The 15,577-nt window shown below is 68.5% G+C and carries 13 protein-coding genes; 3 read left to right on the top strand and 10 right to left on the bottom strand.

From position 1 onward, the window contains the following. Window positions 1-42: 42 nt before the first annotated feature. From OP79_RS43980 to OP79_RS43965, 4 genes are all read right to left on the bottom strand, one after another. Window positions 43-3,225 carry a family 78 glycoside hydrolase catalytic domain gene (locus OP79_RS43980; protein WP_033328770.1) on the bottom strand — a complete coding sequence of 1,061 codons (3,183 nt, stop codon included), beginning with the start codon at window positions 3,223-3,225 and terminating at the stop codon, window positions 43-45. A 72-nt stretch (window positions 3,226-3,297) separates the two neighbouring features. Then, window positions 3,298-4,569, bottom strand: coding sequence for an ABC transporter substrate-binding protein (locus OP79_RS43975; RefSeq protein ID WP_033328769.1), 1,272 nt, complete (start codon window positions 4,567-4,569; stop codon window positions 3,298-3,300). Window positions 4,570-4,624: 55 nt separating this feature from the next. Beyond that, window positions 4,625-5,446, bottom strand: coding sequence for a carbohydrate ABC transporter permease (locus OP79_RS43970; protein WP_033328768.1), 822 nt, complete (start codon window positions 5,444-5,446; stop codon window positions 4,625-4,627). Continuing rightward, the gene (locus OP79_RS43965; RefSeq protein ID WP_033328767.1) at window positions 5,443-6,390 is read right to left on the bottom strand and encodes a carbohydrate ABC transporter permease; all 948 of its coding nucleotides are present in this window, start codon (window positions 6,388-6,390) and stop codon (window positions 5,443-5,445) included. Before OP79_RS43965 ends, OP79_RS43970 begins: the two co-directional genes overlap by 4 nt. Window positions 6,391-6,750: 360 nt before the next feature. Here OP79_RS43965 and OP79_RS43960 point away from each other — a divergent pair, with 360 nt between their 5' ends. Next, window positions 6,751-7,791, top strand: coding sequence for a LacI family DNA-binding transcriptional regulator (locus tag OP79_RS43960; RefSeq protein ID WP_106972637.1), 1,041 nt, complete (start codon window positions 6,751-6,753; stop codon window positions 7,789-7,791). 126 nt (window positions 7,792-7,917) lie between these two features. On the opposite strand, the gene OP79_RS43955 is transcribed toward OP79_RS43960, so the two are convergent. From OP79_RS43955 to OP79_RS43945, 3 genes are read right to left on the bottom strand one after another with little or no spacing between them, the layout of a single operon-like run. Next, the gene (locus OP79_RS43955) at window positions 7,918-8,604 is read right to left on the bottom strand and encodes a GntR family transcriptional regulator (RefSeq protein ID WP_033328766.1); all 687 of its coding nucleotides are present in this window, start codon (window positions 8,602-8,604) and stop codon (window positions 7,918-7,920) included. Between the two features lie 30 nt (window positions 8,605-8,634). Then, complete coding sequence (gene cuyB / locus OP79_RS43950; protein WP_245685661.1) at window positions 8,635-9,366, bottom strand: cysteate racemase; 732 nt, start codon at window positions 9,364-9,366, stop codon at window positions 8,635-8,637. Further along, window positions 9,363-10,625 carry a dicarboxylate/amino acid:cation symporter gene (locus OP79_RS43945; protein ID WP_033328765.1) on the bottom strand — a complete coding sequence of 421 codons (1,263 nt, stop codon included), beginning with the start codon at window positions 10,623-10,625 and terminating at the stop codon, window positions 9,363-9,365. The genes cuyB and OP79_RS43945 overlap by 4 nt, the downstream gene beginning before the upstream one ends. A gap of 569 nt (window positions 10,626-11,194) precedes the next feature. Here OP79_RS43945 and OP79_RS43940 point away from each other — a divergent pair. Continuing rightward, window positions 11,195-11,902: an SDR family NAD(P)-dependent oxidoreductase gene (locus OP79_RS43940; protein ID WP_033328764.1), complete on the top strand. Its 708-nt coding sequence runs from the start codon at window positions 11,195-11,197 to the stop codon at window positions 11,900-11,902. Between the two features lie 300 nt (window positions 11,903-12,202). Here the strand turns inward: OP79_RS43940 and OP79_RS43935 are convergent, their stop codons facing one another. Beyond that, window positions 12,203-12,895, bottom strand: a complete 693-nt coding sequence (locus OP79_RS43935) for a TetR/AcrR family transcriptional regulator (protein WP_033328763.1) — start codon at window positions 12,893-12,895, stop codon at window positions 12,203-12,205. 192 nt (window positions 12,896-13,087) lie between these two features. Further along, a complete protein-coding gene (locus OP79_RS43930; RefSeq protein WP_033328762.1) occupies window positions 13,088-13,990 on the bottom strand; it encodes a helix-turn-helix domain-containing protein in 903 nt (300 codons plus the stop codon). Between the two features lie 185 nt (window positions 13,991-14,175). Here OP79_RS43930 and OP79_RS43925 point away from each other — a divergent pair, with 185 nt between their 5' ends. Next, the gene (locus tag OP79_RS43925; protein WP_211270989.1) at window positions 14,176-15,198 is read left to right on the top strand and encodes a zinc-dependent alcohol dehydrogenase family protein; all 1,023 of its coding nucleotides are present in this window, start codon (window positions 14,176-14,178) and stop codon (window positions 15,196-15,198) included. Between the two features lie 78 nt (window positions 15,199-15,276). On the opposite strand, the gene OP79_RS43920 is transcribed toward OP79_RS43925, so the two are convergent. Further along, the coding region (locus OP79_RS43920; RefSeq protein WP_033328761.1) for an XdhC family protein at window positions 15,277-15,577 on the bottom strand (301 nt) is incomplete at its 5' end.

The raw sequence follows: 15,577 nt of genomic DNA, 5'->3' as shown, positions 1-15,577 counted from the left end.
TGACATCGCGGTCGGCATCGTCTGCACTGCGCCCTTCATGGCTCACACCTTGTCCCTTTCGGTTTTCCCGGAATCGGTCAGCGGGTCGCGGCCGGCGAACGTGTGCTTCCCCGAGCCGACGGCGTGGGTGGCACGGTCGCCCGTGGGCAGCCGGACCTCCGCCGTGGTGTTCGGCGGGAGCTCCACGTCGAGCCGGAACCTGCCGTTCTCACGTATCCACTGCGCGGACACCACGCCGTACGGCGTGCGGTAGCTGCCCTCGGCGTGGGTGAGTCCGCCGACCGGGCGAGGGTCGATCACCAGCTCGCGGTAGCCGGCCTTGCCACGCGCCTGGCGGATGCCCACCAGACCGCTGTGGAACCACTCCTCGATCTGCAAAAGGATCATGTGGTTCTTGGAGTTGCCCATGCCCCACTCTTCGGGAACGGTCGTCAGGCCGCCGGGATTGGCGGTGGTGGGTGCCATGAAGTAGCCGTAGCTCGGGCGGGTGTCCTCCCGGAGGACGTCCCACAGGACGTCGTCGCGGCCGCCTTCGTGCAGGGCTCTGACGATCGGGGCGAGACCGAGGGTGCCGCCGCTGAGATGCGGCCCGCCCCCGAACGGCCGGTGGGCATGGACCAGTTCCACCAGCGCGTCGAGGACCTTCCCGCGTTCCCCCTCCGGCACGAGCCCCTCGTCCAGCGCGAGCGCCTGCGCGGCCTGCGTCGCCCCTGCACCGCCCTGGTCGCCCTCGGCGGTGTACCGGCCGAGCGCCGCGTTGTAGAAGGCGTCGTTGAACGCGTCCTTGATGTTGGCCGCGAGGTTGCGGTACTCGGCCGCGTCGGCATCGCGCCCGATCAGCGTTGCCATACGGGCCATCCGGTCGGCGATCTGGTGGTAGCCCCAGGTTCCGGTGATGCGGCCCGAGGTGTTCTCACTGGCGATCCAGTCGGCCAGGGCCGCGTCCACAATGTGGAGGTCCGCGCCGGTGCCGGCCTTCTTGGTCCTGATGTAGTGCAGGAAGGCCTGCATCTGCGCGTAGTGGCGGCTCATCGTCCGGGTGTCGCCATACGTCTCGTACGCCAGCCAGGGCACGAGGATGATGCCGTTGCCCCAGTTGATCTCGTCGCCGAACCGGCCGGTGTAACCCCAGTCGTAGACCGGGGCCTTGAGCGCCACGTTGCCGATGTTGTCGCCGGCCCTGGACTGGCCCTCGGCCAGATGGCGCTGCATGGTGCGCAGGTAGGCCGCGTAACCGAAGGTGCGGTGGAGGGATCCGAAGGGCTGCGCGTAGTCGGCGGGGTAGGCGAGTTTTTCGCGGCCGGGACAGTCCGTGAAGGTGGACATGGTGTTGCTCATGATCGAGTAACGGGCCATACGGTGAATGCGGTTGATCCGGTCGTCGGAGGTCCGCACGGAGCCGGCGGCCGGCACGTCCGCGTGGATCTGCAGGCCGGTCACCGTGTCGAGGGTCGATTCGTAGCCCTCGGGCAGGCCGGTCACCTGCAGCCACTGCATGCCGAAGTAGTGGAACTGCGGGTGCCACCGCTCTCCTCGCTGGTCGCCGTACGTCGTGTAGGCGGCGAACACGTGGGTGCCGCGCGCTGCGCCGCCGCCCATGATCGACACCTGGTTGACGGTGCCGTCGGCGTTCAGCGACTCGGCGGGGTACAGCTTGACGGTGGTGCCGGACGGGAGCGAGCCGTCGAGTTCGAGCAGCGGCCAGCCGGCGAAGTTCTGTCCGAAGTCGAAGACCCACACGCCGGGTTGAGGCTGGGTGACACTGACCGGACGCAGTTTGTCGACGACCTTGAGCGGCTCGGCCACCCGCCAGACCAGTTCGGTGGTCAGGTTGGGCGGCGGGGCGATCGCGGCGTCGATCCAGCCCACGGCCGTGCCGTCGCGCCGCCTCGCCGACTCACCCAGGTCCGCGCCAGGGGCGGTCCAGGCGGGCTGCTCGCGCCGGGAGTCGTAGTCGGAACCGGAGTACCAGTTGGCTGTGACGGTCGGGCCGAGAGCCGTCTTCCACGAGCGGTCGCTGACGACGGTCTCGACCGTCCCGTCGGCCTTCGTGAGTTCCAGGCGGGCGATCAGACGTGGGGGGACGGCGGCGCCCGCGCTCGGGTCGGTGCTCGCGAGGGAGTTGCCGGAGCCGGTGACGGCGGCACCGCTTTCGTGCCCGGAGGTGAGGCCGGGTTCGAAGGTGATACCGGTGCCGTCGGCGCCGGCGGTGCCGATCTCGGTGATGGTGCGTGACTCCAGGCGCTCGCCGCCGTCGCCGGTGTCGATGTTGACGGTGCCGCCGACGTGGTAGTTGGCCACGCTGTTCACCTTGATGGTGGTGACACCCCGGGCGGCGGGCGCAACGAGGTTGCCGCTGCCCTTGAACTGGCTCTGCCACCAGCTGTACGGGGCAGTGCGGCCGGTGGTCGGATTCGTGACGGACCGGGTCACCAACGCCGTGCCGTGGCCCAGCTCGACGCCCACGGTGTTGTCACCGGGGCGGACGAGGTGGGTGACGTCGTAGACCCGGTATTCGGTGGAGAGCTGGTAGTTGGAGTTGCCCGGCGCGAGCACCTCGTCGGTGATGGGTTTGTCGTTGAGCCGGGCGACGTGCAGTCCGATGCCGGACAGGTACAGCCTCGCCCTGACGACCTTTCCCCGGCGCTCGTTCACCCGGAAGGCGCGGGCGAACACGGGCAGTGGCTGGTCGACGGTGCGGCCCGGGTGTTCGATCCACCGGGCCTTGCCCCAGTCGGAACGCTTGAGGAGCCCCATCTCCCAGGAGGCGGGGCGGCTCCACGGTGTCGCGTCGCCGTCGGTGCTCCACGCCCGCACCTGCCAGACCACCCGGTCGCGCGAGGCCAGTACGGGACCGTGCCATGCGACGTCGGTCTGGGCCGAGGAGCGGACCTTGCCGCTGTCCCACAGCAGACGGCCCCTGTCGAGATCCTGCTCGGCGCGCGCCGCGCGGATCTGGTAGGCGGCCTGGGTCCATGCCGCGTTGGCGCCCACCACCCGCCAACTCAGTCGCGGGGCAGGGTCGTCGACGCCGAGCGGGTCGTCCTCGCGGCCGTCGACGGCGAGACCGGTGACCTTCGGCCGGTGTCTGTCGCCGTCCTCGTCGGCGTGGGCCTCCTGTGTGGGGAGGCCGGGGACGGTGGGCAGCGCCAGCCCTGTCGCGGAGACGGCCATGGTGCCGACCACCTGTCTACGGCTCACCGCTCCGCCCGATATGCCGGACATGCCAAACCTCCGTTGATCCGATGACCCCTGCGGGAATCCGAACGTTCGCCCACGCGCCGGACAGCTCCGTGGTCAGCTCCCGGCCTTGTAATCGGCGTCCATTTCCTTGAGGAGCTCTTCGGGCGTGGACTGGTCGCTGAAGATCTCCTGGAGCCCGCTGAGCATGGTCTGCTGCACCTTGGCGTTGGGCCAGAGCTGGTCCATGAACGGCACCGTGCGGTCCGCCCTGACGAACGTGGACAGTTCGGCCAGCGACGGGTCCACCGCATAGCCCGTGTCGGGCAGGGAGGGCAGACCGCCCTGCTTCTTGACGAACAGGTTCATGCCCTCGGGAGACATCACGAAGTTCACGAACTTCAGCGCGAGGTCCTCGTTCTTCGCCTTGGCGTTCACTCCGTAGCCCGCACCTGCCGCAGCCGGCACGATCGTCGCTGACGGGTCATCAGTTGCCGGCAGCGCCTTGAACGTGAACGTGCCCTGCGGGTTCTTCTGCTTGAGGAGGGCGATCACCCAGTTGCCCTGGATGATGCCGAGTGTCCTGCCGGTGGCGGCGAGGCCTTGGCTGGCTTCGTAGTTGGTGCCCAGCGGGTTCTTCTGGAAGCAGCCGGTCTTCTCCATCGTCAGGTACTTGTCCAGGGCGGTGGTCCACTGCGATTGGGCGAAGGTGGCCTGGCCGGTCTGCATCTTCTTGTCGAAGTCGCGGTCGTCGCCGTAGACGGTCGTGGCGACCAGCGCGTACTGGACGAGCTGGGTCACCCAATTGTCCTGGTTGCCCAGCGCGAAGGCGGGAGTCCCCTTGTCGGCCGCGGCCCGGCAGAAGGCCAGCAGATCCTTCCAGGTGTCCGGGGGCGTGAGTTCGGCCTTCTCCAGGGCTTGTTGGTTGTAGACGGCGCCGATGCCGTTCTGCCCGAAGATCGCGTTATAGGTCTTCCCCTCGTACTGGGCGACGCTCTTGATCGCGTCCGGCAGCTCGGCGGCCCAGGGTTGGTCCGAGAGGTCACGCAGGTAGCCCGGTTCGGCCAGGACGTACGTGGCGCCGGGGTTTCCGTTGCCCGGCCAGACCGACATCACATCGGGTGCCGTGCCCGAGGACAGCTGGGTCCGGATCTGCTGCTGGTACTGGTCGGCGCCGCTGGTGGTGTAGCGGACCTTGACGCCCGGGTTGGCCTTCTCGAAGGCTTTCACGACGTCCTCGACGGATCCCTGGTCGACCGAGGCGAGCGTCAGGGTCTTGGAACCACCACCTCCGCCGGAGTCGCCGGCCTTGGTGCCGCCGCTACAGGCGGCAAGGAGGGCAGTGGCTGTCACGACGGCCGACAGGACCGTCGGTATGCGTGTCTTCATGATGTCTCCCTCGGAGAAGAGGCCACGGCCGTGGTGGACGGGTGGGACTCGCGTGTCATCCCTTCAGCCCTCCCGCGAAACCGTTGATGATGCTGCGCTGCAGCACGAAGTAGACGAGCAGGACGGGCAGGATGCTGATCACCAGTGCGGCGAAGATGAGGTTCCAGTCGGTGACGTACTGGCCGACGAAGCCGGCGATCGCGACCGGCATGGTCTGCTGGGCGCTGCCGCTCAGGTACAGCAGCGGGGTGAAGAAGTCGTTCCAGACGGCGACCGTGTTGAGTACCAGGGCCGTTACCGTGACCGGTTTGAGCATCGGCAGCACCACGTATCGGAAGCCCTGCAGGGGTGTGCAGCCGTCGATCAGTGCCGCGTCCTCGAAGTCACGGGGCAGGGCGCGCAGGAAGCCGACGTAGAGGAAGACGGTGAAGGGCACCTGCAGGCCGGAGTAGAAGAGGACCAGGGCCCAAGGGGTGCCGAGCAGACCGAGGTCCCGCATGGTCTGGTAGAGCGGCAACGAGGCGAGTTGGAAGGGCAGTACCAGGCCCAGGAGGACCAGCAGGTACGTGCCGCGTGACCAGCGCGCTGTGACGCGGGCCAGCGGATACGCGGCGAGCGAGGAAACGGCCAGCACGATGGTCACGCTGCAGACCGTCACCAGCACGCTGTTGGCCAGCGCACCTCCGAGCGCGCCCTGCTGCCACGCCTGCGTGAAGTTGTCCAGGGTCGGCGAGGTGGTCGGCTCGATGGGTGAGGAGGTGTCCGACGCCGGTCGCACCGCGAGGTTGACCAGGACGTACACGGGGAAGCCCACGAAGAGGGCGGCGGCGATCATCGTCAGTTCCAGCGCGAGGGTGCGCGGGCGGTAGCGGTTCATGACGCGGCCCTCTCGTTGCGGGACAGCACCAGGTACTGACCCGTGGAGGCGACCGCCACGATGATCGTGAGGACCACCGCGAGCGCGATGCTGTAGCCGAACTCGCCGAGCGTGAAGGCGTCCTTGTAGATCAGCGTGGAGATGGTGTCGGTGGCGTGTCCCGGTCCCCCACCCGTCAACGCGTAGACCTGGTCGAAGAGTTTGATCCCGCCGATGATCGACAGCATCAGGTTGATGGTGAACGCCGGAGCCAGCAGCGGACGGGTCACCGACCAGAAGCGCCGTACGGGGCCCGCCCCGTCGATCTCCGCGGCCTCATGGATCTCCTTGGGTACCGACTGGAGCCCGGCCAGGAAGATGACCATCGAGTAGCCCGCGTACTGCCAGACGATCACTCCGACCACCGCCCACAGCGCGAGCTGCGGATCACCCAGCCAGTCCTGCCGCGAGCCGTCAAAGCCGACCGCGCCCAGCAGGCTGTTGACCCCACCGTCGGGGCCGAGCAGGTTGCGCCAGAGGTAGGCGGTGACGATCGGGGTGATCACGGCCGGAGCGAACAGGAAGACCCTGAGCACGTTCCGGGACTTGATGGCCGTGTTGACCCCGAGGGCCAGCAACAGGCCCAGCCCGTTCTGGAGGACCGTGATCGACACGGCGATCAGCAGCGTGTGCCAGATGGCCTGCACCGCGTCGGCGTCGCTGAACATGTCGGCGAAGTTGCCCAGCCCGACGAAGGAGAAGTGGGGGTCCAAGCCGTCCCAGTCGGTGAAGGCGTAGTACACGCCACGAGCACTCGGCACCAGGACGACGAAGACGAAGAGCAGCAGTGCGGGCAGCACGAACCACCAGGGGGGTGCGGTGCGCGGTCGGCGGGCGTGCGCTGCCGGCGCCGTGTGCGGGAAGTGGTCGTGGTCCGGAAGTTGCTCGTTCGGGGCGAGGGTCACAAGCGGGCTTCCTCCTTGAAACGTTTCAAACAGGTGGTGAGATCAGGGCTCCGGTCGACTGGGCACCGTGGGGCATCTGTCGGCTCGACGTCTTGGGGATATGGCCCGAAACCCAGTAAGGGCGTCCAGGGTGTGGTCCAGTGGGTAACGTTTCCCAAAGGGTGCTGCCAGACCCTAGAGAGCGCCTCGCGTGACGTCAAGATGCCGCGCAAGCTGCGCAACTGTTACGACGGCGACGCGTTCCACGACACTCGACGACCCGCTGGGATGCGGCTCATGACTCACGACCGCACCTCACTGAGCTGCGGCTCCGCCGTACACTCTGCGGCAACGTTCCCCACTTCGCCGGAGGGCACCGGGATGGAGCCGCCAGCACCACCTCGCCGCATCACGATCGTCGACGTGGCACGTCACGCCCAGGTGTCCACCACCGCTGTCTCCAAAGTGCTGCGCAACGCCTACGGAGCCAGTCCCGAGATGCGCGCGAAGGTGCGCCGGTCGATCGACGAGCTCGGCTACCGGCCGCACGCGGGGGCCAGGGGCCTGCGCGGGCAGACGTACACCATCGGCGTGATGCTGCCCGACATCCGCAACCCGTTCTTCCCCGAGATCCTCGACGGGATCACCGGCCGGCTCGCGGACACGGACTACCAGGTCTTCCTGGGGCCTGGCGGCTGCAACGACGAGAAGGCGGAGGCGCGCGTCACGGAGGCCATGATCGACCGTGGGATGGACGGCATCATCCTGATCGCCCCCGTGTCACCACGCGCCCACATCGAACACGTCGCCTCCGTCGTACCGACCGTGGTCGTCGGCCGCCACGGGCATTCCCCGGTGTACGACACCGTGACGGACGACGACGTGACGGGCGCGTCGTTGGTCGTCGGTCACCTCGCCGGCCTCGGCCACCGCCGGATCGCCCACATCGAGCACCACGAAACCGACCCGACGCGCATCGCGGAGATGCCCAACGCCCAGCGCGCCGACGGATACCGGCAGGCCATGCGGTCCTCCGGCCTCGCGGAGGAGATCGACATCGTCTCCACCACCTACACCCAGCAGGGCGGGTACGACGGCGCCAAGGAACTACTCGCGCGCCGCCGCCCACCCACGGCCGTCTTCGCCGGTGCGGACATCGTCGCCATGGGTGTGCTGGAGGCGCTCACCGAAGCCGGGGTGTCCGTTCCCGGTGACATCTCGGTGGCCGGCTACGACAACACGACGTTCGCCTCCTTCGGTCCGATTTCACTCACCAGCGTCGACCAGGCGGGCCACGAGATCGGCGAGAACGCCGCCCGCCTCCTCCTGGAGCGGATCGCCGACCGTCACAAGGCGCCGGTCCAGATCAAGCTCTCCCCCACGCTGGTACCGCGCCGGACCACCGCTCCTCCCCCGGAATAGAAACCATTCCGGAGTCCGGCGGCCTCCGGGGGACCTGATGTCGGCGTACGAGCTGAAGTGCAGAGCCGCGTACGGATGAACCGTTGTCGGTATGGAGCCCGGCCATTGCCGGCAGAGACCGGCGGCCTAATCGGTGGCAGCCTCGGCGAACTGGTTGGTGTCGAAGAGCTCGTTGATGTGTCCGCCGAGCTCGGACCAGTGGTGTCCGGAGAGTTCGGCGGCGGCGCGGGCGTCGCCGCCGGCGCAGACGTCGATGAGTTGGTCGTGGTGTTCGATGGTGTTGCGGCCGCCGAGCAGGGTGGAGAACTTGCGGTAGAGGATGCGATGGATCTGCGGGTGCAGTTGCTCGACGATCCGGCTGAGTACGGGGTTGTCCGCGGCCGCGATGGGGACGGCGTGGAAACGGTCGTCGGCGGCGAGCGCTGCGGTGGTGTCGTTGGCGGCGACGGCCCGTTCGAAGTCGTGATTGGCCTCGCGCATGTGCTGCAGCTCCTGCTCGGTCATGACCGGCACGGCTGTCTCGATGGCGAGCTGGTCGAGGGAGCGCAGGACGGCGAGGGTCTTTTCGACGTCGCGGCGGTTGAGGGTGGTGATGCGGGTGTAGACACCGGGTTTGGCCTCGACCAGGCCGATGTCGGCGAGCCGGGCGAGCGCCTCGCGTACCGGGGTGCGGCTGAGGCCGAGGCGCTCGGCGAGCTCGCCGTCCTTCACCTTCTCGCCGGGGACGAGTTCTCCGCGCACGATGGAGTCGCGCAGCCGGTGGAAGACCTCCTCACTGAGGAGGCGGCGGGAGACAGGGCTGTCGAGTGACATATTGCGTACAGTACATCGCTCTCCCTCGCCCTATCCGGCTGCACGATCGGTTCCGGCCCGGCGGACCAGGGCCTGCGCCAGGACAAGAGCTGGGTCGATGAGGGGGACGTCGACGGCGTCGGCGGGCAGCCCGAGGGGGATTTCGGTGCAGCCCGCGATCACCGCCTGCGCGCCCTGTTCGGTCAGGCGCTGTGCGGCGCGGGCCAGGAGCGCGGTCGTCGTGTCGTCGTGGGTGCCCGCTTTCACCGCGTGGATGGCGGCCATGACCTCGCGGTCCTGACTGGCGGCATCAGGCAGGACGAGACGGATACCGGAGCGGTCCAGCCACTCCTGGTACAGGCCGGCCCGGACAGTGCCGCTGGTGGCGAGCAGTCCGGCGGTGTGGACGCGGGGGCTCAACGTGGTGAGGTGCAGGGCGACTTCGCCGATCATGTGGACAATGGGCAGGCCCACGTGGTGGGCGATGCGCGGGACGAAGGCGTGCGCGGTGTTGCACGGGATGGCGATGACCGTGGCGCCCGCCTCGCGCAGGACGCGGCTGCCGTTGAGGAGCCAGGGGGTGGGGTCGGGGCCGTCGCCGAGCAGGGCCTCGGTGCGGTCGGGAGTGGTGGGGTCGGACCAGATGACCGTCCGGAGGTGGTCCTGGTCGCTGGAACCGGGGGTGGTCGCGACGAGCTTGGCGTAGAAGTCGGCGGTGGCTGCCGGGCCCATGCCGCCGAGGATGCCGATGATCTCCGCGGTGGCCGTGCGGGTGGTGATCACTGCGCGGGTTCCTTCTGGAGGGCTGTGGCCTCGGGCTCGGCCGGGGTGCGGGGGGTTTCGCGGTTGCTGCGTTTGGCTTCGCGCCTGCTCTCGGAACTGTCGACGACGGCGGCTGCAAGGGAGTTGCCGATGACGTTCACGCCGGTGCGGGCCATGTCGACGATGAAGTCCACGCCGAGGAGCAGTGCGACGCCTTCGGCGGGCAGGCCGACGGAGTTGCCGGCGGCGATGAGGACGACGATGGAGGCGGAGGCGACGCCGGCCATGCCTTTGGAGAGGATCACCAGCACGCCGACCATGAGCAGCAGTGCGGGCAGTGAGGTGTCCGCGCCGTACGCGTTGGCGAGGAAGACCAGGGCGGCGGCCTGGTAGAGGACGGAGCCGTCCGTGTTGAAGGAATAGCCGAGCGGGACGACGAACGAGGTCGTGGACCGGCTGAGGCCGAACGCTTCGAGCTTGCCCATGAGCGGGGCCAGGACGGACTCGGAGCTGCGGGTGACGAAGGCGATCCCGGCCAGCCCGGCGATCGACTTCAGCAGGTCGACGTAGCGGATGCGGTAGATCGCGGCGATGAGCGGGAAGAGCACGCCGACGACGATGGCCAGGCCCGCGTAGACCACGGCGATGAAGCCGATCAGGCTGCGCAGGTTGCCGAAGCCGTAGTGGGCGACGTCGTAGGAGATGAAGCCGAGCACGCCCAGCGGCGCGATGCGGATGACGTAGCCGACGACCTTGAACATCACCGCGGCGACGGACTCCAGCACCGAAGCGAAGGGCTCGGACTTCTCTCCGATCGCGGCCATCGCCACGCCCACGAGGAGGGCGAAGACGATCGCGCCGAGCAGGTTGCCCTCGCCGAACGCGGCGAAGATGTTCTTCGGTACGGCGTGCAGGACCAGCTCGTGGAAGTCGATGCCCTGGCTCATGCCGTCCAGGCCCTTGGCGTCGACCCCCTCGACAGGGGCGCCCTTGCCGATGCCCGTGAACTTGGCCAGGCCCACCGCGATCAGCAGGATGACGGTGGTGACGAGCTCGAAGTAAAGGATCGCCTTGCCGGCGATACGGCCGACCTTCTTGACCGACTCCATGCGGGCGATGCCCAGCACGATGAGCGGGAAGACCAGGGGCAGGACCACGACCTGCACCAGGTTCAGGAACACCTCCCCGAGGATCTTCATCTGTTCGCCCGCGGACGGGGCGAGGGATCCGATGAGGGCTCCGAGACCGACGGCGATGATCGACTGGACTCCGATCGGCATCCGGAGACATCGCCGCCAGAACCCTGAGGGCCGGGTTGGTGGGGTGTCTGTGCTGGTAGGGCGGGGGTGCGCGGTGTTCATGAGACCTCCTGCCATATGCAATATATTGCGCTCTGCATGTTGGTCGGTAACACTGAGGCCGGAGGCGGCGGCCTGTCAAGGGGTCCCGCGTCGACATACCGGCTCACGTTCGGCGGCAGCGACGAGGAGCATCAGATGGCGCAGGGCGCAGGGCGCACACATCGAGCGCGACCCGGCGGGAGACGAGGAGATCATCGCCAACCGGGCCCTGGAGATCCTCGGCCACCCGCTGCGCCTCCGGCATCACCGCCAACCGTGAGCACCTCCACGGCACCGTCCACCGCTCCGTCGGACTGTTGAAGTCCAGGTCAGCAGGCGACTACCCCTTCCGGACGCCGGTGCAGGGCAGACCGATCCCACCAACCGGATTGCCTTATCCATTTTTATGTTACGGTGGTGACGGCGAACCGGAATGCCCTATCCGATTCAAGAAGTGGATAGCACTATCCGGCTTTCGCTGTCATGAGTCTTCCGAGAAAGGACTTGCTGTGACCAGCATCGCCATCGTCGGAGCCGGGCCCCAGATGGGCCTGGCCATCGCCCGCACCTTCGGTTCCCAGGGCTTCGACGTCGCCCTGATCTCCCGTAACCGCGACAAGCTCGACGACCTCGTCGGCAAGCTCGGCGCCGAGGGCATCACCGCCGCCGCGTTCCCCGCAGACGTACTCGACCGCAACGCGCTCGCCCAGGCACTCAAGGACGCCGCCGCACACTTCGGCGGGATCGACGTCCTGGAGTACTCCCCGGTGGGGACCTTCGGCGTCACCACGCTGACCGCTCCGGCCACCACCGAACCGTCCGATGTGGAGTTCGAGATGAACTTCCAGCTCTACGGGGCCATCGCCGCCACCCGGGCGGTGTTGCCGGCGATGCGCGAGGCCGGCGCGGGCACCCTGCTCTACACCACCGGTGCCGGCTCGATCTGGCCCGACCCGCGGGTCGCCAACGTCAACGCCGCCGCCGCGGCGCTGCGCAACTGGGTGATGAACCTGCACAAGGAGCTGGCCGACGCCGACACCGGCATCCAGGCCGCCCACGTCGGCATCGACTCCTCGATCGGCGTCTCCGTCATTCCCGGCGTGGAGGCGGCCCGGCCCGAGCAGATCACCCCTCTGTACTGGGAGCTGCACACCACCAAGCGCGACGAGGCCGAACTCGTCTTCAAGCTCGACGACGACGGCTTCCCCCGCGGCTGACAGCACACCGAGCCGTACCCGCCCCTCATCGAACCCTGATCGCGCCGCGGTGTTCCGGTCCGCGGCGCGATCGAGGAGGAGGGTTCCGTTCTGCTGGACATTGCCGGCGGCACCACGACCACCGACCCGTCCTACGTCGACCCGGCACTGATCAACCCTCGCGCGGTACGTCGTCCGCGTTCAAGGACTTTCTGGCCCGCACGCGCGACGAGGAGGGACTCGTTGATGATCGCAATGCGGATCGTTGCCTCGTAATGCTGCTGTTGTGCCGCGTCTCGGCACGGTGATCCGGCCCTGAGGTCAGCTGCTCTTGCCCGGCGGCGGTGTGGTGCCCTGGCCGGCGCGGAGCATGGCCTTGTAGAGGGGTTCGTGCCCGGGTGAGGCGGGCAGAGGGCCGCGGGCGGGAGCCTCCAAGGACTGGATCACCAAGGCGACGACGCGTCGCCAGGCATCCGGGGCGGCGTCGCCGCAGGCGTTGACGACGCCGGCGTTGGCCATGTGGATCAGTACCAGGTCCGAGGGGTCGAAGTCCTCGCGCAGGCGGCCGGTGGCCTTGGCACGGTCGATGAGGCGCAGCATGGCCTGGTAGGCCTCGTTGCGGCGGGCCTCCAGGACCTTGGCGGTGGGGAAGGTCATGGTCAGGACGTCGGCGAAGCCGCTGTCGGCAGCCTGCATCGCGCAGGCTGCCTCGATGTAACCGACGAAACCGTTCCAGGGGTCGGGGTCTTCCAGAGCGACGGTGACCGCGTCGGCGTAGGCGCCCATGCGGTCGGAGAAGACCGCGTCGACCAGCTCCTCCTTCGTGGGGAAGCGGCGGAACATGGTGGCGATGCCCACGCCCGCCTCGCGGGCCACGGAGGCCATCGAGGCGCTCAGGCCGTCGCGTGCGAACACCGCACGCGCGGCGGCGATGATCCGCTCCCGGTTGCGTTCGGCATCGCTGCGCAGCGGCTGAGCGACGGGGCCGTCGGGATGGTGGGCGTCAGGAGTCATGCCGGCCAGTCTAGCAATCGGATTGACCTATCCATTTTGGATGCCACGCTGGTGGAAATCGGCATCCTTTCCCTGTCCGACCTGCAGACCGATCCCGCCACGGGAACCCTGCACGACGCCGGGCGCCGCACCCGCGAGATCGTCTCCTATGCGGTCGCCGCCTACCAGGCGGATGGTTTTCCCTCTCGGCGATCAATCGAGTGGAGTGGTCGGAGACCGAAGAGAAGAGGCCGTAGCGGTGTCGTGAGTGGCGGCCCAGGAGGCGAGCAGGTTCAGGCCTTCCGCGGAGGGTGAGCCGGGCTCGGCGGTGTAGACGGTGAGGGTGAGTCCGGGTTCGGCGGCCATGGCCAGGGCCTCCCAGGCGAGGGTGAGGTCGCCGACGACCGGATGGTGGAAGCGTTTGACGCCGGTGCCGTGGCGGGTGACGTTGTGGGCGCCCCAGCGGGTGCGGAAGGCGTCGCTGCGGGTGGACAGCTCTCCGACCAGGTCGTGGAGGTCCTTGTCGTGGGGATTGCGGCCGGCTTCGTTGCGCAGCACGTCCACGGTCATGTCGGCGGCAAGGTCCCAGTCGGGGTAGAAGCGGTGGGCGGCAGGGGCGAGGAACTGGAAGCGGGCCAGGTTCGGCGGCTGAGTGCGGCTGTCGTAGAAGTCGGCGAAGAAGGCGCGGGCCAGTTGGTTGGCGGCGAGCACGTCCAGGCGGCCGTTGACGACGAACGCAGGGCCGGCGGTGACGGCGTCCAGGGTCCACTGCAGGCTCTTGTGCAGGGTGCGCTGCCGACTGGAACGTGGCCGGGGGCGGGCGAGTGTGTCGGAGCCTTCCTGGGCCTGGGCCAGGTGGAGCAGGTGGGTGCGTTCGGCGTCGTCGAGCTGGAGGGCGCGGGCGACGGCTTCGAGCACGGCGGGTGAGACGCCGGCGAGGTTGCCGCGCTCCAGTTTGGCGTAGTACTCGACACTGACGTCGGCCAGGGCGGCGACCTCGCTGCGGCGCAGGCCGGGTACGCGGCGCCGGGCGCCTGCGGGCAGCCCGGCCTGCTCCGGGGTGATCTTGGCTCGCCGCGAGGTGAGGAACTCGCGGACTTCGTCACGGTTGTCCACACGACGACCGTACGACCGAGCCCGGCAGGTTTGGGTGTACTGCCAGTACACCCATCATCAGTGACTCGTTGCCCGCTCGGAACGGCGGTTACCTGGATGCCGTGGTGCTGTCCGCTCCGCCGTCACCGGTGGTGCGGCGGGTACCCGGCCCGCAAGTGAAGCAAGGAAAGCAAGGAGAATCAGGTATGCGCGGCGTAATCATGCGTACGGCCGGTGATGTCCGGGTGGAGGAGCGCGACGACCCGAAGATCATCGAGCCCACCGACGCGATCGTCCGGCTGACCGCGACCTGTATCTGCGGGTCGGACCTGTGGCCCTACCGCGGGATCGAGCCCGCCGACCACCAGGTCATGGGGCACGAGTACGCGGGCGTGGTCGAGGAAGTCGGCTCCGACGTGAAGAACGTCAAGGTCGGCGACTTCGTCGTCGGGTCGTTCGTCATCTCCGACAACACCTGCGAGATCTGCCGCTCGGGCTACCAGTCCGGCTGTGTGCACCGGGAGTTCGTGGCGCAGACGGTCGGCAGTCAGGCCGAGAAGGCCCGCATCCCTCACGCGGACGGCACCCTCGTGCCCACACCCGGGCAGCCGGACGAGGACCTGATCCCCTCGCTGCTCGCCGCCTCCGACGTGCTCGGCACCGGCTGGTACGGGGCCGTCGCCGCCGAGGCCGGCCCCGGCAAGACGGTCGCGGTCGTCGGCGACGGCGCGGTCGGCTTGATGGCCCTCCTGGCCGCCAAGCAGCTGGGCGCGGAGCGGATCATCGCGATGTCCCGCCACCCCGAGCGGCAGGAGTTGGCCAGGTTCTACGGCGCGACCGACATCGTCGAGGAGCGCGGTGACGCGGGCGTGGCGAGGATCAAGGAACTCACGGGCGGCCTCGGGGCGCACTCGGTGGTCGAGGCCGTCGGCACCCAGGAATCGACCATGCAGGCCATCAACTCCACCCGCCCGGGCGGGCACATGGGCTTCGTCGGCGTCAACTACGACGTCACGATCCAGGGCATCGAACTGTTCTTCGCCGGTATCCACGTAGAGGGCGGCCCTGCACCCGTGCGCCGGTTTCTGCCCGACCTGATCCAGCTCATCTGGGACCGCAAGATCGACCCGGGCAAGGTCTTCGACCTCACCCTGCCCCTGGACCAGGCCGCGGAGGGCTACAAGGCCATGGACGAGCGGCGCGCCACCAAGGTGCTCCTCACCTTCTGACCTGCCACCAGTACGTACTCGCCGTCCGCCCCGTATCGCCGCAGCGGGGCGGACCGACGTCTTCGCGCGCCCCTGACGTCAGCTGACCTGTGCAACCACGCGGTGGATCGGACCCGACAGGTCGGACAGGGGCAGGCAGCTTGCGCGGTTGGTGTGAGCGATGATCTCCGCGGTGATGGAGACCGCGGTCTCCTCGGGGGTGCGGGCACCCAGGTCGAGACCGATCGGGGAGCGCAGCCGAGCCGATCGGTCCTGCGCGACGCCCGCCTCGCGCAGGAGACGCAGGCGTTCGTCGTGGGTGCGGCGGGAGCCCATCGCGCCGACGTAGCCGACGGGCAGGGAGAGTGCCAGCCGCAGCAGGGGGATGTCGAACTTGGCG

Origin of the sequence: Streptomyces yerevanensis (genome assembly GCF_000716805.1) — a bacterium.
Classification (GTDB): domain Bacteria; phylum Actinomycetota; class Actinomycetes; order Streptomycetales; family Streptomycetaceae; genus Streptomyces; species Streptomyces flaveus.
This window is presented reverse-complemented; position numbering and strand designations above follow the sequence as displayed.